This is a genomic window from uncultured Shimia sp., from assembly GCF_947493595.1.
Classification (GTDB): Bacteria; Pseudomonadota; Alphaproteobacteria; order Rhodobacterales; family Rhodobacteraceae; genus Shimia.
In genome coordinates, this window is record NZ_CANLRL010000003.1 from 69,288 (window position 1) to 83,262 (window position 13,975).

Sequence of the window (13,975 nt, forward strand, 5' to 3'; positions counted from 1 at the left end):
GCGTTTGGGCGGGTCAGTAAGAGACCGGCCCATCCGCTTTGTTGAGCATCACGCCCAGGATCGGTTTCACCTCTGACAGGATTTGTTCGACCTTGGTGATGTCCTCGGCGGTGGAAATGCCGCCGCCTGCGACGACAAGCACGGCGTCGACATTGGGCAGGAAACCCAGCACGTCGTCAAACTCCAGCGCCGGTGGCATGTCAAACAGCATCAGGTCGGGGCAGAGTGCCTCTTCCAGCTCCTCGAGCACCTCGGCCGCGATGTCGTTTTGGAACAGTTCCGCCGAATTCTCGCTGGCGCTGTCGTTTAAGGCCACGGCGAGGTTGGGCTGCACCCGTTGCAGAAAATTCTCCGGCGCGATCACGCCGCTCAGGTAATCCGCCATGCTGTCTTTTGCGGAGAGCCCCAGAGTCTCAGCCAGACTTGGGGAGCGCAAATCCATGTCGAGCAACACGGTGCGCACGGAGTCAAGCCGCGAAAACGCCATGGCCAAATTGGTGGTGACAAAGCTGCTACCACAGCCTCGGGTCGGCGCGGTCACGGCGACGCGGCTCCAGCCATGTTCGTTGAGCGCCTGCAATAGCCGGGTGCGCAGCATGTCAAAGGCCGCATGGGCCGGATGGCTGCGGGTTGCGCTGACAATGAAGTTTTTCTCCAGATCCGCATCCTTGAGCGCGGCCACGGTCAACCCTTCCCAGAACACATCCGGGTCATGCACCATAGGCAGCCGCGCCTCTTCATGAGATGCGTCGGGTGCCTCCTCTTCGGGGAGGTCGGTCTCGTGGGTCTGATCTGTACTCATGGCGCGTGAATCCGCTCTGTTTGAGGCAAAACTATCAGGGCAATGCGGACAAAAGAAAGGCACCATTGCGGAGATAGGGGGACGTGTGGAGTTAGGCTGCGGTCCAGTGAGCGATGGTGGCGGCGATTTCAGCGGCCACTTGTGCGCGCGCTGGGTGGTCTGCATCGGCGTAGAAGGTGTGGGCGGCGCTGGGCAACAGGGTGGCGGCGCTGGGCACGGTTGTCAGCCAGTCCTTGGAAGGGCATCCGGGGTCGCCGTCACCAAAATAGACCTGCGTCGGGATCGACAGAGCGGTCTCGTCCCGCAGCCGCGTGGAAGAGACGCAGATCAATCCGGACAGCGGCATGCCTGCGTGCACGGCCTTCCACAGAGCTGTACCGCCGGCGCTGTAACCGAGGCCAATGAGAGGTCGCTGGTCAGCCATCATGTCGCAAAGTTTGCGCACGGCCCGCGCCATGCCATCTTCTTGGAACAGATGATGATGCAGTGCCTCGCCGCTGAGGGTCGGTTGACCACAAAGCGCGGCCAAGGACAGGCGTTCGACGCCCGACAAACCTGCGCTCAGACACAGCTCTTCATCGGGCGCCCCGTGGATGTCAGTGACAACGAGTAGCCGCACCTCAGAAGCCAAGCAGGTTGGCCTCATCAATGGCTTTGGTCAGGAACACATCACGCCGCCGCTCCGGCTCCCAGCCAAGCACCTTTTTGGGCAGACTGTTGTCAAACGGCGAGAAATGCGCGCGGCTTTTCCAATCGGCCAAGGACGGGTTGGACAGCCCACCGCGCCGCAGCACCTGTTTCTTCAGGACATATTTCACCGAGGCAGAGGCGTAAAACGCGGCTAGGTTGCCGGGTTTCACTTTGATCCGCGCACCCAACCGCGCGTGGATCGCGTCAAAATAGTCGGTGGCGGAGAACATCGGTTCTCCCACCAGATTGAAGCTCTGCCCCAAAGCGTCGTCATTTTCCGCCATCAGGATCAGCCCTTCGGCGATGTCCTCATTGAGCACAAACGGCAGGATATGCTTGCCCTTGCCCCAGATGCGCACCGCGCCCGCGCCATGCCAGCGGCCAATGCCCCAGTGCTGCAATGGCCCGCCTTTGCCCAGCACTATGCCGGGGCGGGCAATCACCAGCGGCAGGCCGTGTTTGCGATGCATCTCAAGCAGCCGCGCCTCACATTCCGCTTTGGATCGCGCGTAGATATTGCGGTCGCTCATGTCATCGCCAAAGCCCAGACTTTCGCGGATGGTCACGTTTGGATCGGACATGTCGTAGCTGGCGATGGTGCCGGTGTAGATAAACCGTTTCACTCCTGCCGCCTTCGCCGCTTGAGCGATGGTTTCGGTGACGGCAACGTCGTTTTTCAGCGCCGCCTCCCAGGTGGCGTCCATGGATTTGCCGAGGTGATAGACTATCTCGATGCCGTCCATGGCCTCGGCCAGCTGATCCGGGTCGCGCAGGTTGGCGCCAAACAGCTCGACATGATCGGCGATGTCATCAAACGGCCCGGAGGTGCCGCGCGACAGCACACGTACATCGCGGCCTTTGGCGACCCAGGCGCGGGTCAGGTCACGGCCAATAAAGCCGGTGCCGCCGATCACCAGAACAGACGGCTTCGGCTTGGCGCGGCTTGCCGGTTTCGGTTTCTTCGCAGGCTTCGGCATGAGCGCGATGGCATCGTCAATCGCGTGCATCACCAGCGTGGCGTTATCACCGTGGAAACGTGCATCCAAGTCACGACCCGAGCGGATCGCGCTGTAAAACGCCGCTGTGAGTCCGGCAAAAGACAGTCCGTAGGGCGATTTGCGGTTCAGAGACACCAACTGCCGCGCGCCATTCACCAGACCTTCGCGCAGATGCTGGCCTGCCAGGCCCATCTGGCGCAGGAACGGGTTGGCGACGATGTCCGCGGCGTTTTCCGCGTCCACGGTCAGCACGTCGTGGGCGTAGTCGTACCGCGCGGTGGCGGTAGAGCCATGCAGGATCACGGAGCGGTCGTCCATGGTCTCTACCAGCGACAGGTTCAGCGTGATCGACACATCCCCAGCCGAGGCCAGAATACGCCAGCCTTGCGGACGCGTGGTGTCGCCTGGGATCTCGACCGGTTTGGACAGGCTGAGATGCTCAATGGTTAGCGGGCCAAACAGGTCTACCGCAAAGGCAAACAAATGCGGGCCCAGCTCCAGCAGCATGTTTTTGGGTTCGCGCAGGAGCCACAAGCCATATGGCCCGGAACGCAGCGGCATCATCGGGAAGTTCCAGTTGATCTCCGCGCTGGCGACGCGGCCAATCTCGCCCGCCTCAAGCCGGGTTTTGAGGCGCTGATAGCCCGGCGTGCCCATGAAATTGTGCCCGGCGGCAAAAACACGGCCTGCGTCAGAAGCGATCTGCTGGATTTCGGCGGTCTCCGCACCGGAGAGCGCCACCGGTTTTTCCACCAACACGTGATGCCCCGCGGTCAGGCAGGTTTCGGCCAGCGTCCGGTGGGTGCCCGGCGGTGTGACGATGTGGATGGCGTCGGCCACTTTGGCGGAGAGCAGCTTGTCCAGATCAGTATAGGCCGCGATGCCATAGGTCTGCGCCAGCGCATCGGCGGCGGCGCGGGATTGGTCACAGACCGCGACCAGCTCCACCCCCGGCGTGGCCAGAATGGCGGCGGCGTGCCAGTCGGCGATGTAACCTGCCCCCAAAAGGGCGGCGCGGATCGGGCGGTCGTCAGAAAACGTGTTCATGCTCATTTATACTCGATGATGCGCATGGCGCGGCCACGGATGCGGCGCCAATGAAACAGGATCATGCCCATCACATTGGGCAGTTTGGACAAGGTCAGAAGGCGGGCGTGACGCCAGGCTTCCCAATAGGGCAGCCCTTCGCGGACAAGGCCGTTTTTGGTGCGGATGTAGTTGGCGACATAGACTGCAAGCACCAGCAGGAACAACAACGCGCTGTCCACCAGGCCCCAGAGTGCCAGCAAGGGCAGGAGCAAGCCATAGATCACGCCGCGCAGCTGTTCTTTGCGGAAATACGGCGGGTGCATCCAGCCCACTTGGGCAAAGCCATGGCCGGTGCGCACGGCGCGCTGCCACCATTGCCCGAAGCGCAGCATGGCGGCGTCATGGCGTGTCATTTCCTGCGGCAGGCGGCGTAGTTTCCAGCCTTCCTTGGCAAGCCGGACGCAGAATTCGTCGTCTTCGGCAGCAATCACCATGGCGTTAAAGCCACCAGCTTCGACGAAGGCTTTGGAGCGCACCATCATATCGCCGCCACAGGCAACAATCTCACCCGCCGGCCGGTGCCATTCAAAATCACACAGCGCGTTGTAGACACTGCGTTCAGGATAGAGCTCCGCCCGCCAGCCGGTGATCAGGCCAAGGCTGTCATCTTCGCGCAAGGCCTTTTCTCCGGCCGCGATCCAACCGTCGACCACAATGCAATCGCCATCCACAAACTGCACAAACTCTGGCAGGTCGCCGGTTTGCGCCAGCGCGTCAAATCCTGCTTGCCGGGCACGGGCGGCGGTGAAGGGCAGGCCATTGTCCAGCTCGACCACCAGTGCACCTACTTTACGGGCCTCCGCCACGGAGTTGTCCCAACTGCCACTGTCGACATAGACCATCTCCACGCCCTGCGCCTGTAGCGAAGCGACGCAGGCGATCAGACGTTTGCCTTCGTTGCGGCCAATGATGATGGCGGTGGTGCTCATGTTTGCCCCCCGTCCAGCAGAGCCCCCAGACGTGCGGCTTCTTTGTTGATGTCAAAGGCCTTTTCCACCATGGCGCGGCCTGCGATGCCCATCGCCGTGGCGCGCGCGGGGTTGGCGAGGATTTTGCCGATGGCGTCTGCCAGCGCATGTGGGTTGCCGGGTGGCACCAACAGGCCAGAGGCGCCATCGGTCACCAATTCTGGAATGCCCGCGATGTGGGTGGTTACAACCGGGCGTCGCGCCGCCATGGCTTCCATCAGCACCACAGGCACGCCTTCGGCAAAGCTCGGCAGGACAAAGAGATCAGAGGCAGCCAGCGCCTCGGCCACTTCGGATTGCGATTTGTAACCGACAAAAGACACGTTGTCTGACAGCCCCGCCGCTTCGGTCTGATGTTCCAGCGCCTTACGGCCCGGCCCATCGCCAATCACGGTGAGGTGGATTTTGGGAAACTCGGCTTTCAACGGCTCCAAGGCGCGCAGCAGGATTGGCAGACCTTTGACCGGCGCGAGGCGTCCGACAAACAGCAGATTGGTCTCCACCGGATCTTCGCCTGCGTCATAACGCGCCGGTTCCACGCCACAGTGGATGATGTGCAACTTGGCCCAGTGTTTTGGGTCAGAAAACGCCATCGCCTGAGAGCGGCAGAAGTGGCTGATACAGGCGACAAATTTGGCCCGTTTGATTTTCTCGTCCAGCCGCCAGTGATCCGGCGCAAAGAAGATGTCCGGCCCGTGCAGGGTGAAGCTGTAGGGAATGCCTGATAGTTCGCTCATCAGCATGGCCACTGTGCAGGAGGACTTGGCGATGTGGTTGTGCAGATGCCGTACGCCCTTTTTGCGCAGATGCGCGGCCAATACCGCGGCTTCGGCAAAGTAGAACAGCTGAAAGATCAGATTGCGGAACCCGGGTGGCGCGGTTTTCACGGCCAGCGCCAGCGCTTTGAAAAAACGCGCAGGGTTGCGCAGTAGTGCGCCAAAGACCGCGCTCAACAGGGTCACCGGGGATTTTGCGGCAGCAAGAATATAGAAGGTGGCTTTGGCCTCGGCCTTCTGCTCGTCTCCCACCAAATGTTCCACACCGGTGCGGCGCACCGAGCAGGTTTCCACCGGTTGGCCTTGCGCGCGCAACGCCGCAACCTCGCGCTGGATAAAGGTATCGGTGGCGCGGGGGTATTCGCCGGTCAAATAGGCGATGGGGGGCTTTTCTGTGTCGCTCACGACGGCGGGGCCTGCTGCTCTTGCTGTTCAATCGCCGCCTGCATCGCAGCCGCAAAGGGCAGCATTGTGACAGGGCCAAGGCGATTGTGCATCATGGTGTTGGAAAAGGTGACGGGACGGTGGCGGGCTTCCAAAACTGCGCGGCGCAGAAGGCCGGGCATGGTGGGCTTGTCTGGTGTTATGAACGCCGCCATGCGCCAGAGCCAAAGTGGGGTTGGCAACACCTGCTTGGGCCAGCCACAGGCGCGAAAAGCGGTCAGGAAATCCGTACGGTTGGGGCGGTCATCATCCAGTATGTTGAGGGTCCCCACACCGGTGTGTTCATGGGCCGCTTTGATCAATGCTTGCGCAGCCAGTTCGACATGGCACGAAGGTACTTCGCCGCCGCCGTCAATTTTTAGAAGCGTGCTGCCAACCGCTGGGCCAATATGGGCATTAAACAGGTGATCCGGTCCCCAAACCGCCCCAAGCCGCAGGATTGACAGCGCGTAGCCATAGAGCGCCGCGCCATCCTTAAACAGGGTCTCTTGCGTGAGCTTGGCCTGTGCGTAGGTGTCTCGCCCGTTGGTGTTCACCGGTGTGGTCTCGTCCACCGTGCCGCCTTTGGGCACGCCAGTCACGTCATAGACCGACAGCGATCCCGCCAGCACCACATGCGGCACCTGTGCGGCAATCACCGCGTCGATCACCGCCACAGAGGCGGCCACGGTGTCGCGCTCCTGATCGCCGGAAAGCGTGGCGGCGCAGTGGATCAGGGTTCGGATGCCTTCCAAAGCTTGCGCCAACCCGTCGCCGGAACCGGTCAGGTCCATGACGATGATTTCAACGGTTTTGTCTGCTTGCCATGCGGCGGGCACCTTCGCCATATCGCGCACAAACAGACGCAGCGCGGTGCCCTCGGCGCGGGCACGCTCTACGCAGTGGCGCCCGATAAAGCCCGTGGCTCCGGTTATGGCCAGCGTGGGCGCGCTCATATGGCCCAAGGCATCGGCGCCATTGGCTCACAGCGTGTGGTCATGTCCTGCGCACAGCCATCGGCCCCGGCGTTTTGAATGGCGAGCGTGACCTCGTTGAGGTGCAGCGCAAAATCCGGTGACAGCCGGCATGGGCGCACTTCGGCCAAGGCGTCGAGCATTTCGGCAGGACCAAGCGCAAAGTTCATCGCCGCCGCGCCCCAACGCTCCACCTTTGGGTGCGTGTCACCTTTGATTTTTTGGCGTGTGCCAATCGGATGTTCGAGCAGTCGTCGGCGCAGGGTAAAGCGCCGGTGGAATTTGACCGGTGCGTCATTGTCCCAAGCCTGTTTCACCTGCAGAACACCTTTGTCGCCAAATACACGGATCTTGTGATCGTGGCTCGCCACAATCGAGCAAGTCAGCCGTACGGTGATGCCGTTTTCAAAAAACAGCGTGGCGGTGGAGAAATCCGGGGTGCCCATTGCCTCTTTGCCCGGCAGGCATTCGGCAGAGGCGGCGACCACGCGGCGTACGGTGCCAAACATGCCAATCAGCCATGTCAGGTAATAGCCCGCATGTTCCAGCGTGCAGCCGACGGCAAACTCGTCCTCGGCAGGCCAAGGCGCGCCACTTTCGCTTTTCCAATCGGCATAGGGCGCTTGCGGGATAAAGCCGTCATCCAGCTCCGCGTAGATCAGGCGCACAGGGCCAGCGACATCGTCGCGAATGGCTTTGCCCAGTGTCTGCGCCGCCTCACCCAGCACCGAGCAGGGCGCGGAGGACAGCAGCAGGTCTTTCTGTGCGGCCAGCTCATGCAGGGCAATGGCGTCTGCCATGTCTGTGGCCAAGGGCTTTTCGGAATAGACGTGATGCCCCGCGTCCAGACAGGCGCGGGAGACCTCGTAGTGCGCACCGGGATTTGTCAGGTTCAACACCAGAGAGCCTTGCGGCAGGTTGCCCAGTAACCGCTCCAAACTGTCCGCGATGTGCAGGTTCCAATGCTCGGCAAAGGCTTTTAAGCGGTTGGGATCATGGTCAAACACCTGTGTCACTGCAATGTCGGGGTGGGCCGCAAAGGACCGCATATAGAGATCAGCGACAAAGCCGCAACCAATGATCGACACACTGCGGGTTTGGGCAGCTGACATGGCGGGAATCCTTTTGAACCATTACCAAGTGACTATAGGTATTTTGGTGTGAAATACCACCAAGGCGGGCGGCTCAGTCAGGGGAATTGTGGCGCTTTTGAACCACTTGAGGGAAATTGCAGCGCAATTTCTGACGCCGGGGGAGGGAGTTGGTAAGGTATTGTGCAAATGAGCCAGAAGGACCGCCTGCGTGCAGTTTTCCACCATTAAAGGACCGGTTACGGTCAATGTTGCCGATCACGCCGCACTGGAGCGTGCAGTGCGGGCGCGGTTTGTCGCTCATGAGGGCTTTGCCTTGGCGACCATCAATCTCGATCATTTGGTGAAGCTGGCCAAAGATGAGGCTTTTGCTGCAGCTTATCTGGCGCAGGATTTTGTGGTGGCGGATGGCAATCCCATTGTGTGGTTGTCTCGCAAAGCCGAGAAGCCGGTGGATCTGCTACCGGGCGCGGATTTGGTGCTGCCCTTGGCGCAGTGGGCGGTTGAAGAAGGTACACCGGTGGCGTTGATTGGCAGCACGGAGGAGGCTTTGGCAGCTGCGGCAGAGGCTTTGAAGGTAAAAGCACCGGGGTTGGCGGTGGCGGCTTGTATTGCACCGCCCATGGGGTTTGATCCGGAAAGTGCGGCAGCCGAGGCTGTGTTGAAACAAGCGGCCGAAGCTGGCGCGCGGATGGCGTTTCTGGCGCTGGGCGCGCCGAAGCAAGAGCGGCTGGCCGCGCGCGGGCGGCAGGTTGTTCCGCAGATGGGCTTTGCCAGCATTGGCGCAGGGTTGGATTTCCTCGCAGGCACGCAAAACCGCGCTCCGGCTTGGGTGCGCAAATTGGCGCTGGAATGGCTCTGGCGCGCGCTGAGCAATCCGGCGCGACTGGCAGGGCGCTATCTGCGCTGTATCGGGATTCTGCCGCGCCTGATGAAAGAGGTACGCGCGCAGCGGGACTAAGTTGGGCAGCGCCCGTCCGCGGGTGGGCGCGCTTTCATCATTGAGCACGTTCCAAAAGGTCCCCTTGCCCCGACAGTTCTTAGGTTTTGGGACGGTGCAGAAGCGCCCGCCCATGGGGGCGGTCGGGCGCTGCCCGGCGGCGTGCAGAAGCACGCCACTTTTCGGGCTAAATCGGGATCACCCGAGGCTTGCGGCGCTTCAACCGCACCGCGTCTTTCAAGCGACCCTTTAGACCGCGCGGCGGCAAAATTTCCCGGTCCATCTCAAACACCGCGCCATTCAGCGACGGATCCTCCCAAAGCGCCAGCCCTGCGCCCCATTTGGCCGCGACAGCCGGATCAAGCCCTTCGGCCAAACCCATCTCTGTGTTGAGCATACCGGGCATCCATGTGCTGATCACAATCTTGGGCAAACGATCTCCCAGATCGGCCACCAAAGCGCGGGAGAAAGTGGTCACCGCGCCTTTGGACACGGAATAGGCCGCGCTGCAGGGCAGGGGATGCATATCCGCAAAGCTCGACACATTGAGGATACGGCCGCGCCCCGCCTCGGTCATGTCCTTGAGCGCTTCGGAGGTGCAAGCCACCGAGCCGCCAAGGTTGATGGCGACGGTCTGCATGAAGCTTTCCGGCGTCTCATCCAAAAAGTCATGGTGCGGATAGACACCGGCGTTGTTGATCAGGATCGAGACCGGCGCGATGGTTCGGATGGTCTCAAAAGCAGCACGCACCTGATTGGGATCAGAGACATCTGCCACCACGGGGGTGAACCTGTCACCCGCCATGGCCGCTGTCTCTTGCAGCGCGTCTTCACGGCGTCCCAAGCCCGCGACTTGAAGGCCCCGTCCGCAGAGTTCCATAACCAAGGCCCGCCCCAATCCGGAGCCCGCGCCGGTGACGACGGCCAGTTGCTTAGCCATTTTGGGCCTCCTTCAGGTTTGCCGCGACAACTTTACCAACCCTCAAGGCATTGGCGGCGATGGTCAGCGACGGGTTCACCCCCATGGAGGTGGGCATAAAGCTCGCATCCGCCACCCAGAGGTTTTCCGTGCCGTGCAATTTGCAATTCCGATCCAGCACCGAGATTTTTGGATCGTCGCCAAACCGCAACGTGCCGCAGGGGTGGCCGAAGTTGAGTTCCGGACCCGTGCCAGTAAAGGCCATTTTGATGCCTTTGAGGCGTTGTTTCAGTGCCTTGCGAAAGGCCTTGCGACGAGACAGCAGCTCCGGTGTCATGTCATAGCTGATCGCCAATCGGCGCGGATCAGCGGGATCGTAGTGCACACGGTTCTCGGCATACGGCAGGTCTTCCAATATGCCGACAAAGATCTTGGCGCTGCCAAACAGCTTCACCGCCACGGCCGCAGGCAGGCGGGTGAACTGGCGCAGCCAGCGCAGATTGCGCAGTGGCGAGCGGTCAAACGTCACATTGAGGTAATGCACAATCTCGCCATAGCGCGCCTCGACACCCAAGGCCTGCACCATGCCAAAGCGCTGCCCATCCTGATGATAGAGGTCGCGAAAAGCGAGAGATTTGGATGCCCCCGCGCTGTGTTTGCCTTTGGGCGGCCACAGGGCAAACATCTCGTTTAGGTGGAACATGAGGTTGCGGCCGATGAGGTCATTTCCATTGCCAAGATTGCTGGAGGCCATCAGTAGGCGCGGAGAATGCAGCGCTCCGGCGGCCAGCACATAGCTGCGCGCGGTGAGCGTGGCGGCTACGCCTTTGCGCGCCACTTTGATACCCGTTACCGTGCCGTCCTTGAACAGAATTTCCTGCACTTCGCACAAGTCCAACAAGGCCGCGTTGCCAGTCTCCAAAGCAGGCTCCACGCCCGCCGAGCGCCCATCCATTTTGCAATCGTTGGGACATTTGCGACCCAAATACTGCTCAAACCCATCGTCTTCACGCACCGCCATATGGCCCTGATATGGGGTGAGACCAATTTCGTTCATGGCAGACATCAAGCCTTGATCTGCCGCGCTCATTACCGTTGGCGGGAAGAGATTTCCGTCCGGTTGTAACGGATCAGGCGTGCCGCGCACGTGATAGAGCGTTTCGGCGCAGTCAAAGTAGGGTGCCATCTCGTCATAGCTGACGGGCCATCCGCCGGTGGGATGTGGTCGAGCCTCGCTGTGGTCCAGATCATGTGGGGCGGGACGCTCCAAGGTGGCGGCGTAAAACACCGAGCTGCCGCCCACACCCGCCCCCAATGGCGCGTTGAAGGTGGTGGTCACCCCGTTCACTGTCGCTTCCAGAGGTTCGGGCCAATAGCCCCGCACCAGCCGCGCTTCGCGGTCCCAGATGTTGGGGTTGAGTTCCTGCTCTTCCGCCCGCACACCGGTTGGCCCACGTTCAACAAACAACACCGACAGGTCTTGTTCCGCCAAATAGCGTCCAATGGTGCCGCCGCCCATGCCAGTGCCAATGACTATCACGTCCCAAGAGGTGCTACTGGCGTCGGCAAGTTTGGTCATTGCGTGGCCCGGGCCATGACCGGGTAAAACACCGAGCGCATCCGCCGGGCCGCCGCGTTGGTCACGTGGTTGTTGTCGAAATACTGGCCCACGCCGCCCTGTACCGCGTCACACAGGAATTGGTCACAGAACCAACCCCAGCTGTCCAGGATGGTTGCACCACTTTTGGCCAGTGCCGCCGCCGCGCCGCGTTCGCGGGTTTGGGCATCGGTCACGGTGATCTGACCGATCCGCCGGGCCAGTTGCTCCGATAGGCGGCCATGCACCAGCGCGCGGGCGACTCTGGGGGCGTGGTAATTCTGAATTTCCGGCGGTTGGCGCAGGATGTAGACCTGTCGGTCCAGATCGCCGATGTCCGCAACCGTGGCGGCCAAAGCCGTCCCCAAAAGCGCGTCCTGTGTCATGTTGCCATAAACGTCGCTGCGCAGGCCGATGGTGTTGTGCGCGTCACTGCCGCTGCCTTTGCCGGAGGCATAGTAGGACCAGCGCCCGATCAGGATGACATCCTGTAGGTGGCGCATGTCGTGCAGCGCTTGGCGGATTTGTGCATTGGCCTCCGCACAGGCGGCATCCTGCGCCGGGGTGGCCGCGCTTTCACGTTTCTCCAGATCAAAGGCCGGGGCACAGCCCGCACGCCAGATCACTAGGGCGCTGCGGTCGGCCTCACGTGCGGCCTGCTTCAGACCTTCGTAATAGGCGCGTACATGGCTGTCGCCCCAGATGATCAGGCTGGGTGAGCTTTCCTTTGGGCCAATGGGGCAAATCTCGATGCCCTCAAACGGTCCTTCGTCGGGCACGTAACAATCTGAGAAGTCCTGCAAGAAGTCGCCCGTGGCAGCAATGTGCACCTGCGCCTGTGGGCCAAATCGTTGTGGCATGCCGTTCGCTTTGAACACCATAAACGACAGGCCCAAAACGCTGACCGAGGCCAGAGCAGCGGTGAACAACAAACCCCAGGTTGGCAGGGTCTTGGCTTTGCGCACCGGCTGCTCCACCAGCCGCCAGGACAACACGGCAAGCACAAAGGAAATGGCAATCCACAACGCCACTTCGCCCGGGCCGCGGTATTGGCCTTGCAGGTATTTGGTGAAGGTGAAGACCGGCCAATGCCAGAGGTAGAGCGAATAGGAGATCAACCCAATCAGCACGGGAATGCGCATCGACAGGCCTCGGTTGACCCAGTTGTCATCCTGTCCATTGCCAATCAACAGCACGGTGCCGAGCACTGGGAAGATCACCTGCCAACCGGGGAACCCTTCGCCCGGTACCACCAGCACAACCGAGGCCAGCACAAGGCCAAGGCCGCCCCAGCTAAAGGCCTGATGTTTGCGCCAAAGTTCAGGACGCTCGATGGTCAATACGGCCAATCCCACACCTGCCAAAAGCTCCCAGGCGCGGAAGGGGAACAGGAAGAAGGCCGCCGGATGAGATAGCGGTGTGGTCGCCAGATTACTGACAAAAGATAGGCCAAACACCGCGCCCAAAGCCCAGAGCATCACGGTTTTGCTGCGGGCAAACAGCAGGAACAGCAGCGGCAGGAAGATGTAGAACTGCTCCTCCACCGACAGAGACCAGGTGTGCAGCATGATCTTGTCTTCAGCCGCCCCATCAAAATAGCCGGATTGCCGGAAGAACAGCACGTTGGAGAGATAGACCGTGGCGGCAATCACGCCTTTGGCGGTTTCGCGAAAGTCATTGGGCAACAGGATCAGCGCGCCAATGATGAGCACCACAAAGGCCATGACAAAATAGGCAGGCGCCAGGCGTTTGATGCGGCGGATGTAGAATTGGCCCAAGGCGAGCCGTCCGGTTTCCTGTTGTTCGCGCCAGAGAATGCCGCCAATCAGAAAGCCGGAGATCACAAAAAAGATGTCGACGCCAATGAAGCCGCCGCCAAATCCCGGCACGCCAAAGTGGTAAAACACCACCGCCAGCACGGCGATGGCGCGCAGCCCGTCGATCTCTGCGCGGTGGCCTTTGGCGGCATTCAAATCAGCGGCAAGTTTGGGCGCGGAGGTTTCTACCTCAGGCGACTCTGGGGTGCTCATGCGCGGGCGCATCCTTGGGTTGCTTTGTGCTTTTGTCCAAAAAACATAACTCCCCCCTTGGCTGCAAGCGCCACAGCACAGCAGAGTTAAGTTGCTTTAACACAGAGGTTTTGCGACAACGCTTTGAAAGCGCCCGCTTTTGCGGGTTTTGGCGCGGAGGCAAACACTGTGCAGACTGACCAAAATGTGTCCGCCACAGAGCCGGATTGGTCGCGGGAGGTGCCGCGTGGCTTCTGGGACCCTGGTCCAAAATTGTTGCGCGCGCTGCGCCGGTATCAGGCGGCCAAGGCGCGGGGCGGGCTGTTTGGCAAGTTGGCTTGCAAGCGCTGGGTGCTGTCACATCGGTTTTGGTCTGTGGTGACGCAATCAGAACTGCACTTGAACATGCGGATCGACGGCGGTTTGCGCCTGCCGCATCCCACGGGCATCATTGTGCATCCCAATGCCACCATAGGCCCCAACTGTCAGTTGATGCATCAGGTGACACTATCCGGCGCAGTGGTTCTGGAAGGCCACGTCGACATCGGCGCAGGGGCCAAGGTGATTGGTCCGCTGACCATCGGCGCGGATGCCGAAGTGGGGGCAAATGCGGTGGTCACAAATGATGTGCCGGCCGGCGCTGTGGTCGGCGGTGTGCCCGCGAAGGTTTTGAAAATGAAGCCGGGGTACGGCGGTTAG

At 61.1% G+C, this 13,975-nt stretch carries 12 protein-coding genes; 2 read left to right on the plus strand and 10 right to left on the minus strand.

Features of this window, described 5'->3' with window-relative positions; translation table 11 throughout:
- Window positions 1–13: 13 nt before the first annotated feature.
- From Q0955_RS09220 to Q0955_RS09250, 7 genes are all read right to left on the minus strand, one after another.
- Window positions 14–802 carry a CpsD/CapB family tyrosine-protein kinase gene (locus tag Q0955_RS09220; protein WP_299423433.1) on the minus strand — a complete coding sequence of 263 codons (789 nt, stop codon included), beginning with the start codon at window positions 800–802 and terminating at the stop codon, window positions 14–16.
- 91 nt (window positions 803–893) lie between these two features.
- Window positions 894–1,421, minus strand: coding sequence for a hypothetical protein (locus tag Q0955_RS09225; RefSeq protein WP_299423436.1), 528 nt, complete (start codon window positions 1,419–1,421; stop codon window positions 894–896).
- A gap of 1 nt (window position 1,422) precedes the next feature.
- Entirely contained in the window at window positions 1,423–3,543 is a 2,121-nt protein-coding gene (locus tag Q0955_RS09230; protein WP_299423439.1) for an NAD-dependent epimerase/dehydratase family protein, read from the minus strand.
- Entirely contained in the window at window positions 3,540–4,508 is a 969-nt protein-coding gene (locus Q0955_RS09235; protein WP_299423441.1) for a glycosyltransferase family A protein, read from the minus strand. The genes Q0955_RS09230 and Q0955_RS09235 overlap by 4 nt, the downstream gene beginning before the upstream one ends.
- On the minus strand, window positions 4,505–5,728 hold the full coding sequence (locus Q0955_RS09240; RefSeq protein ID WP_299423443.1) for a glycosyltransferase family 4 protein: 1,224 nt from the start codon (window positions 5,726–5,728) through the stop codon (window positions 4,505–4,507). Before Q0955_RS09240 ends, Q0955_RS09235 begins: the two co-directional genes overlap by 4 nt.
- Entirely contained in the window at window positions 5,725–6,702 is a 978-nt protein-coding gene (locus Q0955_RS09245) for an NAD(P)-dependent oxidoreductase (protein ID WP_299423445.1), read from the minus strand. The genes Q0955_RS09240 and Q0955_RS09245 overlap by 4 nt, the downstream gene beginning before the upstream one ends.
- Window positions 6,699–7,832: a Gfo/Idh/MocA family oxidoreductase gene (locus Q0955_RS09250; RefSeq protein WP_299423448.1), complete on the minus strand. Its 1,134-nt coding sequence runs from the start codon at window positions 7,830–7,832 to the stop codon at window positions 6,699–6,701. Before Q0955_RS09250 ends, Q0955_RS09245 begins: the two co-directional genes overlap by 4 nt.
- Before the next feature lie 190 nt (window positions 7,833–8,022).
- Between Q0955_RS09250 and Q0955_RS09255 the strand changes: the two genes are divergently transcribed.
- Window positions 8,023–8,772: a WecB/TagA/CpsF family glycosyltransferase gene (locus Q0955_RS09255; RefSeq protein ID WP_299423450.1), complete on the plus strand. Its 750-nt coding sequence runs from the start codon at window positions 8,023–8,025 to the stop codon at window positions 8,770–8,772.
- Between the two features lie 166 nt (window positions 8,773–8,938).
- On the opposite strand, the gene Q0955_RS09260 is transcribed toward Q0955_RS09255, so the two are convergent.
- From Q0955_RS09260 to Q0955_RS09270, 3 genes are read right to left on the minus strand one after another with little or no spacing between them, the layout of a single operon-like run.
- On the minus strand, window positions 8,939–9,691 hold the full coding sequence (locus Q0955_RS09260; RefSeq protein WP_299423453.1) for an SDR family oxidoreductase: 753 nt from the start codon (window positions 9,689–9,691) through the stop codon (window positions 8,939–8,941).
- On the minus strand, window positions 9,684–11,249 hold the full coding sequence (locus Q0955_RS09265; protein ID WP_299423455.1) for a GMC family oxidoreductase: 1,566 nt from the start codon (window positions 11,247–11,249) through the stop codon (window positions 9,684–9,686). Before Q0955_RS09265 ends, Q0955_RS09260 begins: the two co-directional genes overlap by 8 nt.
- Complete coding sequence (locus Q0955_RS09270; RefSeq protein ID WP_299423457.1) at window positions 11,246–13,297, minus strand: acyltransferase family protein; 2,052 nt, start codon at window positions 13,295–13,297, stop codon at window positions 11,246–11,248. Before Q0955_RS09270 ends, Q0955_RS09265 begins: the two co-directional genes overlap by 4 nt.
- Window positions 13,298–13,465: 168 nt before the next feature.
- Here Q0955_RS09270 and Q0955_RS09275 point away from each other — a divergent pair, with 168 nt between their 5' ends.
- Window positions 13,466–13,975 carry a serine acetyltransferase gene (locus Q0955_RS09275; protein WP_299423458.1) on the plus strand — a complete coding sequence of 170 codons (510 nt, stop codon included), beginning with the start codon at window positions 13,466–13,468 and terminating at the stop codon, window positions 13,973–13,975.